Here is an 18,530-nt window from a genome sequence, read left to right as displayed (position 1 = left end):
TTTATTTTACAATACCAATTTCGTGTAACCAACTTTCTATTTGCGGCTTTACGGACTTTGCCCTGCTGCCACTCACAGTGAATCCTTTCAATATGTCGGCTTTTCCGGCATGATCGGCTAAGTCTGTAAAGCAATTCTGCTCGCCTCCGCCACCATGAGTACAGAACGGTATAAGCGTTTTTCCTGATAAATTATGGCTTTCCATGAAAGTCCATATTATCATCGGAGCTGTGCCCCACCAATTGGGATAACCGATAAAAACAACATCATATGTATCTAGATTGTGGACCTTTGCCTTTAATTCCGGACGGGCATTGGTTTCTTTATCTCTTTTTGCTACTTCCGTACATGCACTATATTCTTCAGGGTAGGCTTTAGACATTTGAATTTCAAAAATATCTCCATTGGTAATATCCTTGATCTGGTTCGCCAGGGTACGGGTATTGCCCGAACGAGAAAAATATGCAATCAATACTTTCTTTTGGGCAGATTTATTCTGCGCTGCTGAATTTACTCCGAACATCGTTATAATTATTGCAGTTAATAAAAAGATTTTAGTTTTCATACCTTTTCTGATTAATGTTTTTTTGATGCAACAAAATTAGGGCATTTCGTATAAAAAGTTTATAGACAGATTACTGATACTTTTACCAAAATTACTTATATTAATAGTTCGTTAATGATTTCACCACTTACATCGACACTGCAATTGCTATAAACTTAATTCTTCGCTCCATTCCGATGACGGTGGCACTAATGCCTCTTTCCCAAGAAAAATGAAGTGGAGGAGGAGGAGGGGAGGTTTGTTTTTCTTTTTTCGGTTTCTGCTCTTCTTTTTCTCTACTGTCCTCTACTCTTCTATTCTTTACTCTTCTATACTATGCTACTTAAGGGGGCTTTCACGTTCGGTTTCTCACTCGGTTTCGCGTTAGCTTTCCAGTTAGCTTTCTCATCAGTGATTATTTCGGAAAAATATCTCTTTCAATTCATTTTTAATCAATTGCTCCTCAATACTATCCTTTCTTGCTTACTCCATTTTTTCTTTAGGTTTTCTTCCGCCTTTCCTACCTTTTTCCGCACACTGAGCCCGTTTTCTTTTCAGAGGTTCCATGACCGATTCCAGTAACGGAGAGCGGAAAAATGTATTTCCGTCTGCCTCTTCCAACTGGAAAAGTCCGAAGTTACAAATCACTTTCTTCAAACATTCCGGTGTACAACTCCATCAGCGTGCCAATGCAGTGATCGATTTCATTTGGCAGCGATAGTCATCCCGTAGACGTATTTCGCATACCAATGCGATGTAAATACCATAACCCTCCATGCCACATTCTTCAATAAGCTGGAGGATGTTGTCATTCGCCATGTGGCAGACAGGAAACGGGGTAAATTGGTCATTCTTCATAATGAATGTGTGATTTATGGTAGAATACTTCGTTGCATTGACCAACCGCAAAGTTATGAATTCATTGCGGAAACAGGCAAGTATGATTTTACAGATTCGTGACAATCGTTTTTATGTCATGAATTTGCACATTGGTTCAAGGAACTGTTCGTAATCGTAATTCTTATTACCTTTCGTAATTCTTTATTTCAATAACTTACGACTGCGATTATCACCACTTTCCAATATACTCATTTGATGAATGGCTATTTGGTTTAGCTTAACAAGATGCTCTCTTTGTGCCATATTCTGTTCGATAAACACAGCATTTAGGTTCTCCATATTTGACAGACAGATCAGTTCGTTGATAGTAGCATAATCACGGATATTTCCTTTCAGTTCGGGATTAGCTTCCCTCCATTACCGAAAGCACGAAATTGTTACTTCCCGCTGCATTTTTAATTGTACCGAATTCGGTACAATTAAAATCGGAGTTATACAGCATTTCCCATTCGCCAAGATATTTGATAGTGCTTTTAAGGCTAAGTCAACGGAAGATAATATGTTCTTGCAGTTGGCTTCTTGCCATGTCTGTAAGGCTAATGTAGTCTTCCTCATTGTACTTGATAACGCTAATGTCTGTATTTTGAACGGTAATTTTTGCCTTTGTAATTGATATATTGAGTTTCAATTACAAAGGTCGCTATAATTTGCAAGATTATATTCTTTTTAATAGACTATTTAAAAAAATGATTACTTTTGCATGCAAATAACAAAAAAGAAAGATGGAATTGATGAAAAATGAAGTGGAATTTATTGCTTTCGATGCAGACGATACTCTGTGGGAGAATGAACTTTATTTTCAGGAATTTGAGAAAGCATTTTGTAGACTGTTAATCCAATACTTACCAGACTCTGAGGCTTCACAAGAACTTTTCAAGACGGAAATGAAAAACTTACATATTTACGGATACGGATTGAAAAGTATGATGTTAAGCATGATTGAAACAATCTGTCGTGTTACCAATGGCGATGTCAATGGGCATTGGATAAGCGAGATTATTAAGCAAGGCCAAGAGCTTTTGCAAAGACCGATCAAACTGTTGGATGGTGTAGAAGAGGTTTTATCTCAACTGAGTGAAAAATACGTGTTAGTGTTGGCCACTAAAGGAGATTTGTTTGATCAGAAAAGGAAAATATCAAATTCGGGATTACAGGATTATTTTTCCCATATCGAAATAATGAGTGATAAGAAAACGGCAGATTACTCGAAACTGTTCGATACATTAAACTGTTCTTCGCAACAGTTCATGATGATAGGTAATTCTATTAATTCAGATATTATTCCCGTACTGGAATTAGGAGGCCATGCCGCCCACATACCTTATCACATTACGTGGCAGCACGAACAATTTGAAGGTGAGATAGATCATCCTCGTTTTATTCGATTGAATAACATAAGGGATCTATTGAAAGAACTACTTTGAATAAATGGTTTCACTTGATGGAAAGATGAAGCGTACTCTCGTAGTTGAATTTCCGACTTTTGGGAGTACGCTTCATTATCATTACCGGTAAATGTAAGTTGAACCCTCCTATTTTTGTCGGAATCTCAATCTTTTTTAAGAACGGCAAATGAAGATTGTCATTTTCCCTGTTTCTTTGCCCATTCCAAACGACGTAAATCCGGTAAAGGAGTTACTTTAAATTCTTCAAACGTAGCTATGAATCCCTTTCCATCCGGACATGCCCCCATTAAGCCGATCATTACAGGACAATTATCCTGTAACCAGCAGGTACGCGTCATGATGTAATCTTTATCATCTCGCGAATAGAAAATTTCTACAGCATCCAGACGACGAACTGCTTTGATCCAAAGAGAACGAGGCGCATCCGGTAGTTGAACTACGCTCCAGTCGCTCGTTTTGTGTGTAACGACAGTGCTAACGTTTTGCTTTCCGTTTACATATTCTACTCCTGCTTTTATCCAGTTTTCATGATCAATGCGTATCATAAGCCCCATCTGATCAAAAGTAGTAACATAATTTCCTGTTATTTTAACCTTGACTTCAAATTCACCCCCATAGACAGCATAATAGAAAGGCCCGTCGTCTACAGTAAAGCCGTAATGGGATATACGCCAAAAATCAGTTTTGGCAGGAACATCCATTACAAGTGTTTTTCCACCTTTTATTTCCCAATGCTCCGGTTCGTTCAACCAATTCATTTTCTCTAAACTTTGTCCCATCATGTTAGTTACCGCCAGCAGAGCAAGCGAAATTAAATTAATTTTCAGGCACTTCATAATCACTTATATTTCATCGTTCATTAATTAAGGCATTTGCATATCTTTGTGCGGCAAAATTACACTGTATTTTATAAAGCAGCAATACTGAATAATAACCATTTTATAGAATGGACGTATTACAAAAAGAAATAGAAGAAGTATATGCAACCCAAGAGATAGATCATACAGGGTTGGATAAACAAATATTAGAAGAGAAGCTTCGGTTCATTCGTTCGTTGACGAAGATCAATGGAGGATGTGCAGTGATTTCCGATTTATCAAACCGGAAGAGTTACGTGTCTGTTCATCCTTGGGCTAATTTTTTAGGTTTGACTCCGGCCGAATCTGCTCTAGATATGATAGATTCGATGGATGAAGATTACATATACAGGCGTATTCATCCGGAAGATCTGGTCGAGAAACGCTTGCTGGAATATTCATTCTTCCAAAAAACGTTTGCACTTCCTCCCATAGAACGATTGAAATACCGGGGAAGGTGCCGTTTGCGAATGAGGAATAAGAGTGAAGAATATCAGTATGTCGATAACTTGGTCCAAATTATGGAAAATACGCCTGATGGCAATGTATGGCTTATATTCTGTTCATATTCACTTGCTGCAGACCAACGTGCAGAGCAAGGGATCTACCCTACCATTACGCAGATGGAAAGCGGCATGGTTGAAACTCATTCGTTTTCGGAGGAACATCGGAATATCCTTTCAGAACGTGAAAAAGAAATTTTACGCTTTATACGGAAAGGGATGCCGAGCAAGGAAATTGCCGTTGAATTGTGTATCAGCGTGAATACCGTAAACCGACACCGTCAAAATATTCTTGAAAAACTGTCAGTTAGCAATTCAATAGAAGCATGCCGTGCGGCAGAGCTGATGAAATTATTGTAGCATGAAGTGATTTTATACGGTTTTTAGGAGTTGTTTTCACATATTGTGTGTATCTTTGAACTATTATATATGGAGAATATAACGGTTTCATGCAATAGAAATATAAAAATGATGAGAATGAAAATCTGGGTAATTACAACGGTTCTTATTGCTTGCATGTGTAATGCGCCAACTGTCATGGCACAGAAAAAGTACAAAATAGAAGAAATAACTGTTGTGAATGTGGGCGATGGGCGGTTGCTTTTCCGCGATGCTAAAAAAGAAAAATCGCTAAATGGTGAACATCGTATCATCGATGGATATCATTCAGCCTACCTTCTTGCCGGTTTTAAAGACGGATTTTATGACGGTACGTATCAAGAGTACGAATACAATAAACTTCGTACTGAAGGGACATATAAAGAAGGACGTAAAAATGGTACTTTCAAGGAATATTCATCCTACGACGGTAAACTTCAGACAGAGACAAACTACGCCGATGGGAAGTTGGATGGTATGAAAAAGACATATTATTCCGATGGAACAGTAGAAACAGAAAAAGAATATAAAGCAGGAAAAGAAGATGGCATCGACCGTCGTTACGATCATGACGGCAAATTGGTGAAAGATTGCAATTATAAAGATGGACTACCCGAGGGTAAACAAATGCGTCACATAACAGGTACTTATGATTATATAGAGAATTCTTGTTATATAAACGGACTTGCTGAAGGAGAATATATTCAGACCTACATGGATGGCGCTCCACGTTTGAAGGGATATTACAAAGCCGGCAAAAAGGTAGCCCGTTGGATAAAATTCGATGAATTGGGAGATACGTTGAAAATAGAAAGCTATGATAATGATGAGTTGAATGGACTATCAGTAACATTCGGAACCAAAGGTCAGCGTCTGAAAGAATATAATTACCGTAATGATAAGAAACACGGTATTTGTAAAGATTTGGATTATGAAACCGGTGCAGTCAAGCGGGAAGGCGAATATGAAAATGGTAAGTTAAACGGGAAAGAAAAAGTATTAGTGGTCAGTAATCAATTTGACTTTATAGAAACCACAACTTATCTGAAAGGACACCGGCATGGACCATATGAAGCCATATATGTGAAAAATGGACAACTACGTGAGAAAGGGGAATATAAGAATGATTACAAAATAGGACGATGGTCACGTTACGACATAAACGGAAAGTTGGAGAAAGAATGGGATGAATAAGATCTTTAATCTTAGAAAGATAGTATTAAATTACTTATTTGATCTCGAAAATAAATAATTTAATACTTATATTATGCATGATAATATTATTTGCATCAATGGGCAGTCGTGTCTTAGGGCGAATGTGCAGGCATGGAATAGAAGGTAAGGTATAAGAGATTATAATTAGACACTGAATACATAAAATTAGGCAAACCAAACTCCTACACATTTACCGATATTATAAAACATTAAAGCACAAAAGGCTATAATCCCTATTATTAAAAGATAGCGTAAAAAATCATTTTTACTTAGAATAGTTGATACATCATTAAATAGTTTATTTATATCCATAATTTTAATCTGTTACTTAATTCAATATACATTATATAAGTTAGTCGATCAGTTACTAAATAAATCACAGGAAGATCGTGTCTTATTAATAACGTAATCAATATTAATCGGATTATTTCTCTTAGAGTCTTTTTGTTTTGTCTTTCATATCCTGTTTCATCTGCATTTCTGAGATTTGACATTCTATACATTTGAGAATTTGGGTTACGAATTGGGATAAATATGTGTGCTTTTTGCTTCCGTATATATTCGACTTTTGAATAATCAATGGATCTCACTGAAAAAAACTTTTTGCAAGAATACATGTTTCTATTTTATATGTACATTTGCATATAAAATGGACTGATTATGAAATCAATAAATAAATATAGTTGCTCAACAATTGTAAATGGGAGAGAAAAAGTAGCCAAGGATTCCAAAGCTTTCCGAAGAATAAGGAATTGCATATTTATATCAGGGCTTTCCGTCTTTGCACAATTATATTTATTCCAACCGATGCTTTCGGAACTTTGTACTTCATTTCATATAACCCCGGTGATGAGTAGCCTGGCAGTTTCAGTATCGACAGTTGGTATGGCTGTAGGATTATTCATTTTCGCCTTTAAAGCAGATTGCATTTCACGTGAAAAGTTGATGGGATTTACCCTTGTCGTTTCATCCTTATTGACCATTGCATCTGCTTTTGTTTGGAGCTTCCCAATGCTCTTAATAATAAATTTTCTGAAGGGAATGGTTCTTTCGGGAGTGTCTGCGGTTGCATTGGCTTACTTATCCGAAGAAGTCAGCGCTTCTGTCATTGGTTTGGCTATCAGCTTGTATCTAAGTGGAAATACAATAGGAGGGATGATGGGGCGTGTGACAGGCACGCTTATTTCCGGTTGGAGTGATTGGCGTTATGCTGCCTTTGTAATAGGAGTGATCAGTTTACTACTTGGCATCATTTTTGTTCGAAAGATTCCTTCTTCAACAAATTTCTCTCCAAGTCGGGTACACATCAAGGACAAACTAAGCCAAATGTCGAGCTTTCTTGGAAAGTTTATGTTTTTGGGAATGTACATGATTGCAGCATTGGTTATGGGAGCTTTTGTAAGCATATACAATTATCTGTCCTTCATTTTGGAATCTCCACAGTTCGGCCTGCCTCATTATATTGTAGCTATGATTTTTATGATGTATACGGTAGGGGTGGCCGGTTCCATCGTTACGGGTAAACTTTCAGATAAATATGATCCGGTTATTCTATTGAGGGGAGCAATTATACTTATGCTCGTAGGCTTATTGTTATTGCTGATCATGCAACTCTGGACAATTATATTAGGACTCGGTGTCATTACATTTGCTTTTTTCAGTACACATACGATGGCAAGCAGAATTGTAGCCGGTAATGCACAATATGCAAAAAGTAGTGCCACGTGTCTCTATTGGTTGTTTTATTATGTCGGATCCAGTATCATGGGATCATTGACCGGTATTGTACTCTCCACATATGGATGGAATCCATTTGTATGGGTTATTGTATTGTTCGTAGCATTTGCATTTATAATATCTGTAGTTTCAACAGAAAAGATAGCAGAAAAGAAACCCCATTTCAACAGAATAGGAAAACTTCGGATGGTTTCCATTATAAACCTGATACATCATCATCCGAATTCAAAATTTAAATAGCCATAGCGTTAATTTAGCTTTTCTCCGAAAGTGATTTATTCAGCTTTTAAGTTTAGCAGACACAGTTCATATTCACCAATATACATATATGTTGAATAGATATGAACTGTATCTGTCTCCACCATACGATGTTTACTATTATTTCCCCGCCCAACGTTTTAATGTGGGAAAGTATGCTTTCATTTCGGCAATTGCTTTCTCTCTTGTATAAGTTACACCGGAATCTTTATTAAACTCATCAACGAATTGCGCGCAATGTTCAATCATCTGATCCATGGTACAATCCATAGTAAATGCACCATCTTTATAGCAATAGCAGCAATACTCTTCATTTTTGCTTCCATTACGGTTTGTCCCCAGTTCTTCTTGTTTTTGCAATGGCATACCACAGCTTTGGCAATACTTTGTTTCCATAATCGTTTTATTTAATTTTTTCAAAAGCAAAGGTAGGTAAATTATAGAAGCGAAGTGTTGTACAATCTTGCCGATTTGTGATTTATTTGTATTTTATTTAATTGGAGAAAATGATAAGAAACTCCTTTTTTATTATGTACATTTGCCGCGTGAACAAATTTAATAAGATTCAATGATGAAAAAAGAAGTATTGTTTCTCTTGCTGAATGAATACGCAGACTGGGAAGGTGCATTTCTGGCATCTTCGTTAAATACAGGGGTGATGCCGGGGAGTGAAGTGAAATATGTAGTTAAAACAATCGCTCCGACACTTGACGAAGTGTCTTCTTTGGGTGGATTCCACACGGCACCTGATTATAGTTTCCTAACTATACCGGACACTTATGCAGCGTTGATTCTGATTGGAGGGATGCAATGGAATTCAAAGGAAGCGGAACAAGTAGTACCTTTGGTTGAAGATGCAATAAAGCGGGGCAGAATAGTGGGAGCCATATGTAATGCTGCTTCTTTTTTGGCAGCTCATGGTTTTTTAAATGAAGTAAAGCATACGGGTAATACCCTTCCACAATTAAAATTATGGGGCGGTGAACGGTATACCAATCATGCAGGTTATCAAGAAATACAAGCTGTAAGCGATGGAAGAATCGTAACCGCAAATGGTATGGCATATCTGGAATTCACCCGTGAACTGCTATTGCTTTTAGAGGCTGATGCGGTAGAAAAAATTGATGGATATTATGATTTTGCGAAGAATGGTTTCGTGAGATAATATTTCCGGGAATCATATATGTCAATTGAAGAACTACTCGTCTAAGAGAAGAATTGTTTATCAGGTTTGTGGATAAGAAATAGCCCTGGACATTCTGAATAAAAAAAACGCCCTTTCATGAGAAAGAGCGTTTTTCGTGAGCAAACATTCGTTTTATGCTTTATCTTTCAATATCACGTCATGCGCCCCACCTTCTACAATACTGGTTGATGAAACCATCGTGATCTTTGCATTTTTCTGTAACTCAGGGATGGTTATTGCTCCACAACTACACATGGTTGCACGCATTTTGCCTAATGTCACAGCCAAATTGTCTTTCATCTTACCAGCATAAGGAACATAGCTGTCCACGCCTTCTTCGAATTTCAAGGAAGCTGTTCCGCCCATATCATAACGTTGCCAATTCTGTGCGCGATTGGAACCTTCGCCCCAATACTCTTTCACATAATTATTTTTGATACAAAGCTTTTTAGTAGGAGATTCATCGAAACGGGCAAAATAACGTCCCATCATCAGGAAGTCTGCCCCCATAGCGAGAGCCAGCACCATATGGTAATCATGTACCAGACCACCATCGCTACAGATCGGAATGTAGATACCTGTACGTGCCTGGTATTCATCACGAGCTTTTGCAACATCCTGCAATGCAGTAGCTTGCCCACGGCCAATTCCTTTCTGTTCACGGGTAATGCAGATAGAACCTCCACCGATACCTACTTTTATAAAGTCAGCTCCGGCTTCGGCCAGATAGAAGAATCCGTCTTTGTCCACCACATTACCAGCACCTACCAATACCTTATCTCCATATTTCTCCTTTATCCATTTCAGCGTTTCATACTGCCATTCCGAATAGCCGTCCGAAGAGTCGATACAGAGAACGTCTGCACCTGCTTCCACCAATGCGGGAACACGCTCTTCGTAATCACGGGTATTGATTCCTGCACCGACCAATAGTTTTTTATCAGGGCTCGAAACTTCGTTTGGGTTCTCTTTATGGCTGTCATAATCTTTTCGGAAAACGAAGTATGCCAGATGCTGGTTCTTATCGATCACAGGAAGAGTGTTCAACTTGTGATCCCAAATGATCTGGTTTGCATCACTCAGTGTAAGCCCGACTTCACCGACAATCAGCTTGTCGAAAGGTGTCATGAAGTCTTTGACTTTCTTATCGCGTGAATCTCTTGAAATACGGTAATCGCGACTGGTAACCAGTCCGAGCAATTTACCGTTCGGTGTACCGTCATCTGTGATGCCGATTGTGGAATGCCCGGTTTGCTCAATCAATTGCAATACGTCTTCCAATGTGTGTTCCGGAGTCAAATTGGAATCACTGGTCACAAAGCCGGCTTTGAATTTCTTTACTTTCCGTACCATCTCCGCTTGACTGGCAATGGGTTGCGAGCCAAAGATAAAAGAGAGTCCTCCGTTGCGTGCCAATTCAATAGCCAGTTCCGAACCTGAGACGGATTGCATGATCGCTGAAACGAAAGGGATGTTTAATTCGATTGCTGGGGATGTACCCACTTTATACTTGACTAATGGTGTCCGCAAAGAGACGTTGGAGGGGACACACTGTTTAGTGGTAAGACCGGGAATAAGCAAATATTCACCAAATGTTCTGGAAACTTCTTCTACGTAAATTGCCATAAATTCTTTTATTTTTATGGCGTGCAAAATTACGCATTTTTTTAAAACCGGAAGTTACAAAGAGAACTTTTTTTCTGAAAACTTCCTGTTTTCTTGTTTATCTGTAAAATAGGTACGACAATCTGTAAAATATCTACAAGGTTATTACTTATTCTTCTCTATTTTTGCATTGTGAAATTATAAACAGACTTAACGGTCTTAATCTAATGAGTGAAATAATCGAAATAGCAATATAATTGATAACATACAAGAATAATGAGTAAGAAAGTATTGATGCTTTCATCCAGTCCTCGTCAGGGAGGAAATTCGGATGTTTTGTGCGATGAATTCATGAAAGGTGCATTGGAAGTAGGAAATGAGGTTGAAAAGATTTTCCTGAAAGACAAACAAATTAATTATTGTACCGGATGTAGCGTTTGCAGCATGTATGGCAAGCCATGCCCTCAGAAAGATGATGCGGCAGAAGTGGTTGAGAAAATGATTGCTGCCGATGTGATCGTAATGGCAACTCCCGTTTATTTTTACACCATGTGCGCTCAGATGAAAACCTTAATCGATCGTTGTTGTGCGCGCTATCTTGAGATAAAAGATAAAGAGTTTTATTTCATCGTGGCAGCGGCAGAATCAGAAATCCGAATGATGGAACGCACGATCGACGGCTTCCGTGGATTTCTTGATTGCCTGGAGGGGCCGGTAGAGAAAGGTGTTATATATGGAGTCGGAGCATGGAAAGTAGGGGAGATAAAAGATAAATCTGCCATGCAAGAAGCCTATCGGATGGGTAAGGATGTCTAATGGATCAATCGTTGAAATGTCAGTAAAACAAAGGAATAAGTTACATAACAAGTGACTTAATCCTTTGTCTTTTCCAAATGATAAATATGACATTGACATTGTTTCTATCTGTCAAATAAGAAAATTCCGCTGGAAAGATGCAAATAGAGAGAAGTTTCAAATTAATAGGGTGGCTTATCTTTCTATTCGATTACTACCTTTTCCCGCAGAAATTTAGGATCTTTGTTAGTAAACAAGTCTAAAAAGACTTTGACCCTTGCCAGTTTTTCTCTGACCTGTGTTTTGAAGCCACTATAGGCATCGACATCTTTGGCATTATATCCCACTGCTTCGAATCCTTTGGCATGTGCGATATAAATGGCACGCCGGTTATGAAAATCCTGGGAGATGACAGTGAAACGAGTCTGACCGAAAATTTGCCCCATGCGGATAACCGAATCTAATGTCCTAAATCCGGCATAATCCAAATGTATTTTGTTTTCCGGAATTCCTCGCTTGAGAAGCTCCGTTTTCATATCCTCAGGTTCATTATATCCTTCAGTGCTATTATCTCCACTAATCACTATCACATCAATTTTTCCTGATTCGAACAGGGCAATAGCTGCTCCTATCCGGTTCAGGAAATACTGATTAGGAAGACCTGATTTCAATGTTTTAGATGTACCTAACAACAATCCTGCTTTATTATAAGGTATGGCAGTAAGATCTTTATAAACAAATTCTTCCGTATTATATTCTACCACATAATTAGCTGCCACGATAATGGCTGCTATAAGAATGAACCCTGTCGGAACAGCCCATTTGATTCTCCTTTGCCACTTATGTAATTTGCCTGGTTTTTTCATATCATTTATTTTAATGCAATTCTTTTTTTCAGATTAGGTAAGAAACAAGTTACAAATCCGAGAAGGGGCATGAAGGCACATGTGTTATATACGGATTCAATACCGAATTTATCGGCCATATTACCTAATACGGCAGATGCAATACCCGCTACTCCGAAAGCGAAACCAAAAAACAGCCCGGAAATCAATCCAAGTTTATTAGGAAGCAACTCCTGGGCGTAGAGCAGAATAGCGGGAAAAGCGGATGACAACATCAATCCTACACAGAAGCTGAGCATCACTGTCCCGGCCAGACCGACATGTGGCATCCATAAGCTGAAGGGTGCAGTACCCAAAATGGAAATCCAAATGATATATTTTCTTCCGATACGATCACCGAGGGGACCACCCACTAACGTGCCGATAGCTGTAGCAATCAGAAATATAAAAAGAAAGAGTTGTGATTGTTGCACGCTCACCCCGAATTTATGAATAAGATAGAAAGTATAATAGCTGTTCAGACTTGCCATATAGATGTATTTGGAGAAAATTAGGATGAGCAAAATACTGATGGCTAGAATCGTTTTACCCATTGGCAACGGCATCGCAAGATGAGTTTCCATCTTTTCCGGTTCACGCTTGATCCTTTCCAGATAACGTTTGTACCATTTGCAAACAGGAACCATCACGATAATAGCCGTTAAAACAAGTATGGCAAACACTGCGATATGACCTCTACCATAAGGAGCGACCAAAATGGCGACCAACAAGGGACCCAACGAACCGCCCAGATTTCCACCCACCTGAAACAATGATTGTGCCAAACCTCTACGACCACCAGAAGCCAAGGATGTGATGCGTGATGCCTCGGGGTGCAAAACGGAAGAACCGATACCTATCAGAAATACCGAGAAAAGAACCCAATAAAGATTTCCTGCAAAAGCAAGATTCAATAATCCAGTCATTGTGAATAACATGCCTGCCGGAAGTGTCCAAGCAATGGGGTGCTTATCAAAAAACAACCCGAATACAGGTTGGAAAACAGATGCGGACATCTGATAAACTAATGTGATCAATCCTATTTGTGCAAAACTCAATGCTAAATCTGTTTTGAACAAAGGATAGGTTGCCGTGATTACAGATTGCAATAGATCGTTCAGGCAGTGTGAGATACTCAATGCAACTAAAATAGGGAAAGCTATGGAGCTTACGGGACGTTGTGGATTCTTTGCCATTATATTTATAGAATCATCATTATAATTATGGGATGCAAAGTTACAAAATATGTTGCATTTCCGGTGAAATTTATAAAACAGAGAGAGTTAAATAGCTGGAAAACGACAATAAACAGCCAAATACATATCATTTGTTAAGCATGATCAATTTATTTTCGCTTCATCTTGCTTATTTTACTAACTTTTTGCTATCTTTGGTACGAAATAAAACTGTTAGCCAAATAACAATTAAAATAACCGAATATTATGAACCAAGAATTAGCAATGAACCCCAATCGTTTGGTGGCTTTTCTTCAAAAACCGGCTTCCGAATTTACGAAAGCAGACATCATTACTTATATTCAGAAGAATGACGTTCAGATGGTCAATTTCATGTATCCCGCTGCTGACGGACGACTGAAAACACTGAATTTTGTAATCAATAATGCAGCTTATTTGGATGCTATCTTAACTTGTGGTGAACGTGTGGACGGTTCCAGTCTGTTCCCGTTTATTCAAGCAGGCAGCAGTGACTTGTATGTCATCCCACGTTTCCGTACCGCTTTTGTCGATCCTTTCGCTGAACTGCCTACGGTATCGATGCTTTGTTCCTTCTTCAATAAGGATGGCGAGCCTTTGGAAAGTTCTCCCGAATATACCTTACGCAAAGCGTGCAAAGCTTTCCGTGAAGTGACGGGCATGGAATTTCAGGCAATGGGAGAGTTGGAATATTACGTGATCTCCGAAGATGATGGAATGTTCCCTGCAACAGACCAGAAAGGATATCATGAATCGGGACCGTATGCCAAATTCAATGACTTCCGCACGGAATGCATGTCGTACATAGCACAAACCGGTGGTCAAATTAAATATGGTCATTCCGAAGTAGGTAACTTCACATTGGATGGTAAGATCTATGAACAAAATGAAATAGAATTCCTTCCTGTGCCTGCAGAGCAGGCAGCCGATCAGTTGATGATTGCCAAATGGGTCATTCGTAATCTTGCATACAGTTATGGCTATAACATTACTTTCGCACCGAAGATAACTGCCGGAAAAGCAGGTTCAGGCCTGCATATCCACATGCGTATCATGAAAGATGGTAAAAATCAGATGTTGACTAATGGTATTTTGTCCGAAACAGCACGTAAGGCCATTGCCGGCATGATGGAGCTTGCACCGTCTATCACTGCATTTGGAAATACGAACCCGACCTCTTATTTCCGGTTGGTACCGCATCAGGAAGCACCGACCAACGTATGTTGGGGCGACCGCAACCGTTCAGTCCTGGTACGTGTCCCATTGGGATGGTCTGCCAAGACAGATATGTGTGTGTTGGCAAATCCGCTAGAATCGGAAAGCCATTACGACACGACACAAAAGCAGACAGTAGAGATGCGCTCACCGGATGGTTCGGCAGATCTTTATCAACTGCTTGCCGGTCTTGCAGTTGCCTGCCGTCATGGTTTTGAGATGGAAAATGCTCTTGAAGTGGCTGAGAAGACCTATGTCAATGTAAATATCCATCAGAAAGAAAATGCCGATAAGCTGAAAGCATTGGCACAATTGCCGGACAGCTGCGCTGCATCAGCCGACTGCCTTGAAAAACAGCGGGCCTTCTTCGAAGGCCATAACGTGTTCAGCCCGGCAATGATTGATGGTATTATCAAGAAACTACGTTCATACAATGATGCTACTTTACGTCGCGACATTGAAGATAAACCGGCAGAAATGATAGAATTAGTGGAAGAATACTTCCATTGCGGATAACAGGTCAGATTTTTTTTAAGGGTAGGGGAGACTGTATCGGGACTTTATTAGTTTCTGGTACAGTCTCTTTCTGTTTTGAGAAGTATAAGATCAATAGCTGTTTTGAATATAACAGTGTCTCATTGCTGAAGGAAAATATAAACAATTCTAAATATCCTCTCATGATGTAGTCGAGTCATTTGTTATTTTTATCTTTAGCACGAAAATGCAAGAACTATTTTAAAAACAAGTTTAGTATGGAGACTCGCAGACTATTTTTTTGGCTTTTTATCAGTGCCATAATGATCGTTTTACTGAGATTAGGCGTTTTAGAAAGCGCCAGTCAATATTTCTATAATCTGCGTAATATACATTTGCCATCCTTTGATTATCGTTATGATGATTTTCTGCCGTATTTTCCATTGGCAGTATTATTTATTTTGAAGCTATCCGGTGTGAAAAGTCGCAGTAATTGGAAAAAAATGTTTGTTTCACTCCTCTTTTCATTTGCACTTATGGGATTGGTAGTCTGTACTATAAAATCAGTAGCAGGAGTATTACGTCCGGACAGTTCTGACTTCTTATCTTTCCCTTCGGGGCATACCGCTACCGTATTCACATCTGCGTGTATACTTTACAAAGAATATAAACACCTTTCTAAATGGATAAGCGTGGTTGCTTTCTTTCCGGCTGTTGTCACCGGTGCATCGAGGATATTAAACAACCGGCATTGGCTGAGTGATGTAAGTGCGGGTGCTATCATTGGCATTATGTCAGTAGAAACAGCTTATTATTTTACGGACAGGCTATTTAGGAGAAAAAACAGATAGTCAAACCTTCTTTTTATACCTTTATGTTAATAAATAAAGGAGCCTAATTTTTTTAACCAGTCTCCCTTATCAAACGCTTTTTTCGGTAAAACTCAATCAATCGCATCTATTTATACCTAAGGTATAAATAGATGCGATCACAGAACTGAAACTTTCAATTTAATATCAGGTATGTCAGTCCTCGTTATTATCTTCTTCCGCATCTGATAGATTATTGAGTTCCAACTCCAGATCCACTAAATCTTTTTCCCATAATTCAAGAATTTCCTTAGGGGTATCTTTCGGTGCTTTTTTAATCCGTTCCTGAGCAAGGGATACTAGATGCTCTAATTCTTTTCGCAAACTCATATTCTTTTCTTTTTATATTTTAAATCTAGCTAATAATAAAGGTACTTCCGAAGGTTCTCCTGCTACCTTTATGCCCGCAGCTTCCAGCAAGGCTATTTTATCTGCAGCCGAGCCGCTGCTTCCGGAAATAATTGCTCCTGCATGCCCCATTTGTTTTCCGGGAGGTGCCGATTGTCCGGCAATGAAAGCAACAACAGGTTTAGTCATATGCTGTTTTATATATTCGGCAGCCAATTCTTCGGCATTTCCTCCGATTTCGCCAATCATTACGATGGCTTTAGTCTGCGTATCTTCCTGGAACATTTGGAGTAAGTCGCAAAAAGATAATCCGGTCACAGGATCGCCTCCCATGCCAACGGCAGTAGATTGTCCCATACCGTTCAGCGTAAGGTGGTGAACTATCTCATACGTCAGAGTACCGCTACGGCTGATCACTCCGACACATCCTTCACTGAATATCTGTCCGGGAAGTATCCCTGCCAAACATTTACCAGGAGAGATGACTCCCGGGCAATTGGGACCAACCAATCTGGCACCTTTGGCAGTGGCAAAACGGTATGCTTTTATTACATCAAGTGTAGGTATCCCCTCCGTGATACAAATGATTAGTTTGATTCCCGCATCGGCAGCTTCCATAATCGCATCGGCAGCCACCTTTGCAGGTACAAAGATAACAGAAGTATTCGCATCGGTTTTATCCACCGCTTCATACATAGTATTGAATACGGGCACGCCATTAACATCTGTTCCTCCTTTTCCCGGTGAGGTTCCTCCCACTACGTTCGTTCCGTATTCCTGCATTCTTTTTGCATGAAAAAGACCGTCTCTGCCCGTAATTCCTTGTACAATCAGGCGTGTTTGTTTATCTATCAATATACTCATACGTTTGCCTCCTTTGCAGATGTTTCTTTTGCTGATTTTATGGCCGAAATTGTAGCTTCTTTCATCGTCTCAGTAACCAGAAAGCGATTATTGGTTTGTAATAATTCTCGTCCGATATCTCCGTTTGTACCTGTCAGGCGAACTATAACGGGAATGTTGCTTTCTATCTGATCGAAGGCTTGAAGTAAACCTTCAGCAATATCATCTCCACGGGTGATTCCGCCAAATATATTGATAAGCACCGCTTTTACTTTTTTATCATCCAAAAGCATCTTCATAGCCTCTATTACTTTCATCGGGTTAGAGCTTCCACCTATATCAAGAAAGTTTGCGGGACTACCTCCATAGAGCTTTATCATATCCATTGTTGCCATAGCCAATCCGGCTCCATTCACCATGCACCCGATGTCACCATTCATACGGACATAGCTAAAGCCCCTCTCTTTTGCCAATGCCTCCAATTTTTCTTCCTCCGTAGGTTCGAATAGGGAACGGATATCGGGATGACGGAAAAGTGCATTGTCATCAAATGTCATTTTAGCATCTATGGCAATAAGCGTACCCTTGGTTGTTAGCACCAGAGGATTCACTTCAGCGAGCGAAGCATCTTTTTCTATAAACACTTGGTAAAGTTCCTGAATGATTTTTGCCATACGGTCAGCGAGATCTGCTTTATCAAAAAGTCTGAATGCAAATCGCCTTGCCAGATAATCGGGAATACCAATGAAGGGATCAATAGAATAACGAAGAATCTTTTCAGGAGTCTGCCGGGCTATTTCCTCTATATCCATTCCTCCGGAAGCACTCATCATCAGGGTGACAGCCCGCATATTACGATCAATGGTAAAACTGATATAATATTCCGCTGCAATATCCACCACTTCGCTGACAAGTACTTTCTTAACAGGAAGTCCTTTAATATTCATGTGTAAAATCTCTTGAGACTTTTGATAGACGTCTTTTTCATTGTTAACGAGCTTCACACCGCCTGCTTTTCCACGTCCACCGGTCAGTACCTGTGCTTTGATGGCAACTCTGTCGACATTCATCCGCCGGTATGCTTGGAGAGCTTCTTCCGCAGAATGACACAAAGTATGTCTTTCAACAGGAATCCCGTAACCGGTAAAAATTTCTTTTGCTTGATATTCGTGTATCTTCATGGGCTTTTGGAGTTTATTGAATTCTTTTGATAAACAACAAAAACTTAGACAGGAAAGTTTATCCCCTTAATAACAGAACTGTTTTTTTACTTCATCTTTACGACAACTTTTGTGCTAT

Annotated in this window: 19 protein-coding genes and 1 pseudogene; 8 read left to right on the top strand and 12 right to left on the bottom strand. The window is 39.3% G+C overall.

All coding sequences use genetic code 11. The features are described 5' to 3' along the window. Position 1: 1 nt before the first annotated feature. The 4 genes and pseudogenes from H8744_RS15000 to H8744_RS14985 form a co-directional block, all read right to left on the bottom strand. Entirely contained in the window at positions 2-565 is a 564-nt protein-coding gene (locus tag H8744_RS15000) for a flavodoxin (protein ID WP_262435607.1), read from the bottom strand. Positions 566-1,027: 462 nt separating this feature from the next. Continuing rightward, on the bottom strand, positions 1,028-1,201 hold the full coding sequence (locus H8744_RS14995) for a hypothetical protein (protein ID WP_262435606.1): 174 nt from the start codon (positions 1,199-1,201) through the stop codon (positions 1,028-1,030). Between the two features lie 21 nt (positions 1,202-1,222). After that, positions 1,223-1,402 carry a Lin1244/Lin1753 domain-containing protein gene (locus H8744_RS14990; RefSeq protein ID WP_262435605.1) on the bottom strand — a complete coding sequence of 60 codons (180 nt, stop codon included), beginning with the start codon at positions 1,400-1,402 and terminating at the stop codon, positions 1,223-1,225. A 183-nt stretch (positions 1,403-1,585) separates the two neighbouring features. Further along, positions 1,586-2,054 (bottom strand): annotated as a pseudogene (locus tag H8744_RS14985) (hypothetical protein). A 121-nt stretch (positions 2,055-2,175) separates the two neighbouring features. Between H8744_RS14985 and H8744_RS14980 the strand changes: the two are divergent. Next, positions 2,176-2,868 carry an HAD family hydrolase gene (locus H8744_RS14980; protein WP_305067513.1) on the top strand — a complete coding sequence of 231 codons (693 nt, stop codon included), beginning with the start codon at positions 2,176-2,178 and terminating at the stop codon, positions 2,866-2,868. A gap of 158 nt (positions 2,869-3,026) precedes the next feature. Here H8744_RS14980 and H8744_RS14975 read toward each other — a convergent pair whose 3' ends face one another. Continuing rightward, on the bottom strand, positions 3,027-3,686 hold the full coding sequence (locus tag H8744_RS14975; protein ID WP_262435603.1) for a DUF1349 domain-containing protein: 660 nt from the start codon (positions 3,684-3,686) through the stop codon (positions 3,027-3,029). 110 nt (positions 3,687-3,796) lie between these two features. Here H8744_RS14975 and H8744_RS14970 point away from each other — a divergent pair, with 110 nt between their 5' ends. The 3 genes from H8744_RS14970 to H8744_RS14960 all read left to right on the top strand — a co-directional run bounded on the left by H8744_RS14970 (position 3,797) and on the right by H8744_RS14960 (position 7,780). Continuing rightward, positions 3,797-4,570, top strand: a complete 774-nt coding sequence (locus tag H8744_RS14970; RefSeq protein ID WP_262435602.1) for a response regulator transcription factor — start codon at positions 3,797-3,799, stop codon at positions 4,568-4,570. Positions 4,571-4,687: 117 nt separating this feature from the next. After that, a complete protein-coding gene (locus H8744_RS14965; protein WP_262435601.1) occupies positions 4,688-5,782 on the top strand; it encodes a toxin-antitoxin system YwqK family antitoxin in 1,095 nt (364 codons plus the stop codon). A 681-nt stretch (positions 5,783-6,463) separates the two neighbouring features. Continuing rightward, positions 6,464-7,780: an MFS transporter gene (locus H8744_RS14960; protein WP_262435600.1), complete on the top strand. Its 1,317-nt coding sequence runs from the start codon at positions 6,464-6,466 to the stop codon at positions 7,778-7,780. A 138-nt stretch (positions 7,781-7,918) separates the two neighbouring features. Here the strand turns inward: H8744_RS14960 and H8744_RS14955 are convergent, their stop codons facing one another. Then, positions 7,919-8,194 carry a zinc ribbon domain-containing protein gene (locus tag H8744_RS14955; protein ID WP_262435599.1) on the bottom strand — a complete coding sequence of 92 codons (276 nt, stop codon included), beginning with the start codon at positions 8,192-8,194 and terminating at the stop codon, positions 7,919-7,921. Between the two features lie 175 nt (positions 8,195-8,369). Between H8744_RS14955 and H8744_RS14950 the strand changes: the two genes are divergently transcribed. Then, complete coding sequence (locus H8744_RS14950; RefSeq protein ID WP_305067512.1) at positions 8,370-8,963, top strand: DJ-1/PfpI family protein; 594 nt, start codon at positions 8,370-8,372, stop codon at positions 8,961-8,963. 153 nt (positions 8,964-9,116) lie between these two features. Here the strand turns inward: H8744_RS14950 and H8744_RS14945 are convergent, their stop codons facing one another. Further along, entirely contained in the window at positions 9,117-10,610 is a 1,494-nt protein-coding gene (locus tag H8744_RS14945) for an IMP dehydrogenase (RefSeq protein ID WP_262435597.1), read from the bottom strand. A 255-nt stretch (positions 10,611-10,865) separates the two neighbouring features. On the opposite strand from H8744_RS14945, the gene H8744_RS14940 reads away from it, so the two are divergent. Then, on the top strand, positions 10,866-11,405 hold the full coding sequence (locus H8744_RS14940) for a flavodoxin family protein (RefSeq protein WP_262435596.1): 540 nt from the start codon (positions 10,866-10,868) through the stop codon (positions 11,403-11,405). A 182-nt stretch (positions 11,406-11,587) separates the two neighbouring features. Here H8744_RS14940 and H8744_RS14935 read toward each other — a convergent pair whose 3' ends face one another. Together H8744_RS14935 and H8744_RS14930 are read right to left on the bottom strand one after the other, a co-directional pair. After that, a complete protein-coding gene (locus tag H8744_RS14935; protein WP_262435595.1) occupies positions 11,588-12,250 on the bottom strand; it encodes a SanA/YdcF family protein in 663 nt (220 codons plus the stop codon). Between the two features lie 5 nt (positions 12,251-12,255). Beyond that, positions 12,256-13,464 (bottom strand): MFS transporter, encoded by a 1,209-nt coding sequence (locus H8744_RS14930; RefSeq protein ID WP_262435594.1) that lies wholly within the window; start codon positions 13,462-13,464, stop codon positions 12,256-12,258. Between the two features lie 246 nt (positions 13,465-13,710). Between H8744_RS14930 and H8744_RS14925 the strand changes: the two genes are divergently transcribed. Further along, a complete protein-coding gene (locus H8744_RS14925) occupies positions 13,711-15,213 on the top strand; it encodes a glutamine synthetase family protein (protein WP_262435593.1) in 1,503 nt (500 codons plus the stop codon). A 236-nt stretch (positions 15,214-15,449) separates the two neighbouring features. Continuing rightward, positions 15,450-16,022 carry a phosphatase PAP2 family protein gene (locus H8744_RS14920; protein ID WP_262435592.1) on the top strand — a complete coding sequence of 191 codons (573 nt, stop codon included), beginning with the start codon at positions 15,450-15,452 and terminating at the stop codon, positions 16,020-16,022. Positions 16,023-16,196: 174 nt separating this feature from the next. Here H8744_RS14920 and H8744_RS14915 read toward each other — a convergent pair whose 3' ends face one another. Genes H8744_RS14915 through sucC form a run of 3 tightly spaced genes read right to left on the bottom strand, consistent with a single transcriptional unit; the run spans position 16,197 to position 18,412 of the window. Beyond that, positions 16,197-16,370, bottom strand: a complete 174-nt coding sequence (locus H8744_RS14915; RefSeq protein ID WP_262435591.1) for a hypothetical protein — start codon at positions 16,368-16,370, stop codon at positions 16,197-16,199. A gap of 12 nt (positions 16,371-16,382) precedes the next feature. After that, complete coding sequence (gene sucD, locus H8744_RS14910; RefSeq protein WP_262435590.1) at positions 16,383-17,252, bottom strand: succinate--CoA ligase subunit alpha; 870 nt, start codon at positions 17,250-17,252, stop codon at positions 16,383-16,385. After that, positions 17,249-18,412, bottom strand: coding sequence for an ADP-forming succinate--CoA ligase subunit beta (gene sucC / locus H8744_RS14905; protein ID WP_262435589.1), 1,164 nt, complete (start codon positions 18,410-18,412; stop codon positions 17,249-17,251). Before sucC ends, sucD begins: the two co-directional genes overlap by 4 nt. Positions 18,413-18,530 lie beyond the last annotated feature (118 nt).

The organism is Jilunia laotingensis (genome assembly GCF_014385165.1).
Classification (GTDB): domain Bacteria; phylum Bacteroidota; class Bacteroidia; order Bacteroidales; family Bacteroidaceae; genus Bacteroides; species Bacteroides laotingensis.
This window is presented reverse-complemented; position numbering and strand designations above follow the sequence as displayed.

Coding starts and splice junctions, on each gene's coding strand:
- H8744_RS15000 (WP_262435607.1), bottom strand. CDS start 565: ATGAAAACTAAAATCTTTTTATTAACTGCAATAATTATAACGATGTTC.
- H8744_RS14990 (WP_262435605.1), bottom strand. CDS start 1,402: ATGAAGAATGACCAATTTACCCCGTTTCCTGTCTGCCACATGGCGAAT.
- H8744_RS14980 (WP_305067513.1), top strand. CDS start 2,176: ATGAAAAATGAAGTGGAATTTATTGCTTTCGATGCAGACGATACTCTG.
- H8744_RS14975 (WP_262435603.1), bottom strand. CDS start 3,686: ATGAAGTGCCTGAAAATTAATTTAATTTCGCTTGCTCTGCTGGCGGTA.
- H8744_RS14970 (WP_262435602.1), top strand. CDS start 3,797: ATGGACGTATTACAAAAAGAAATAGAAGAAGTATATGCAACCCAAGAG.
- H8744_RS14965 (WP_262435601.1), top strand. CDS start 4,688: ATGAAAATCTGGGTAATTACAACGGTTCTTATTGCTTGCATGTGTAAT.
- H8744_RS14960 (WP_262435600.1), top strand. CDS start 6,464: ATGAAATCAATAAATAAATATAGTTGCTCAACAATTGTAAATGGGAGA.
- H8744_RS14955 (WP_262435599.1), bottom strand. CDS start 8,194: ATGGAAACAAAGTATTGCCAAAGCTGTGGTATGCCATTGCAAAAACAA.
- H8744_RS14950 (WP_305067512.1), top strand. CDS start 8,370: ATGAAAAAAGAAGTATTGTTTCTCTTGCTGAATGAATACGCAGACTGG.
- H8744_RS14945 (WP_262435597.1), bottom strand. CDS start 10,610: ATGGCAATTTACGTAGAAGAAGTTTCCAGAACATTTGGTGAATATTTG.
- H8744_RS14940 (WP_262435596.1), top strand. CDS start 10,866: ATGAGTAAGAAAGTATTGATGCTTTCATCCAGTCCTCGTCAGGGAGGA.
- H8744_RS14935 (WP_262435595.1), bottom strand. CDS start 12,250: ATGAAAAAACCAGGCAAATTACATAAGTGGCAAAGGAGAATCAAATGG.
- H8744_RS14930 (WP_262435594.1), bottom strand. CDS start 13,464: ATGGCAAAGAATCCACAACGTCCCGTAAGCTCCATAGCTTTCCCTATT.
- H8744_RS14925 (WP_262435593.1), top strand. CDS start 13,711: ATGAACCAAGAATTAGCAATGAACCCCAATCGTTTGGTGGCTTTTCTT.
- H8744_RS14920 (WP_262435592.1), top strand. CDS start 15,450: ATGGAGACTCGCAGACTATTTTTTTGGCTTTTTATCAGTGCCATAATG.
- H8744_RS14915 (WP_262435591.1), bottom strand. CDS start 16,370: ATGAGTTTGCGAAAAGAATTAGAGCATCTAGTATCCCTTGCTCAGGAA.
- sucD (WP_262435590.1), bottom strand. CDS start 17,252: ATGAGTATATTGATAGATAAACAAACACGCCTGATTGTACAAGGAATT.
- sucC (WP_262435589.1), bottom strand. CDS start 18,412: ATGAAGATACACGAATATCAAGCAAAAGAAATTTTTACCGGTTACGGG.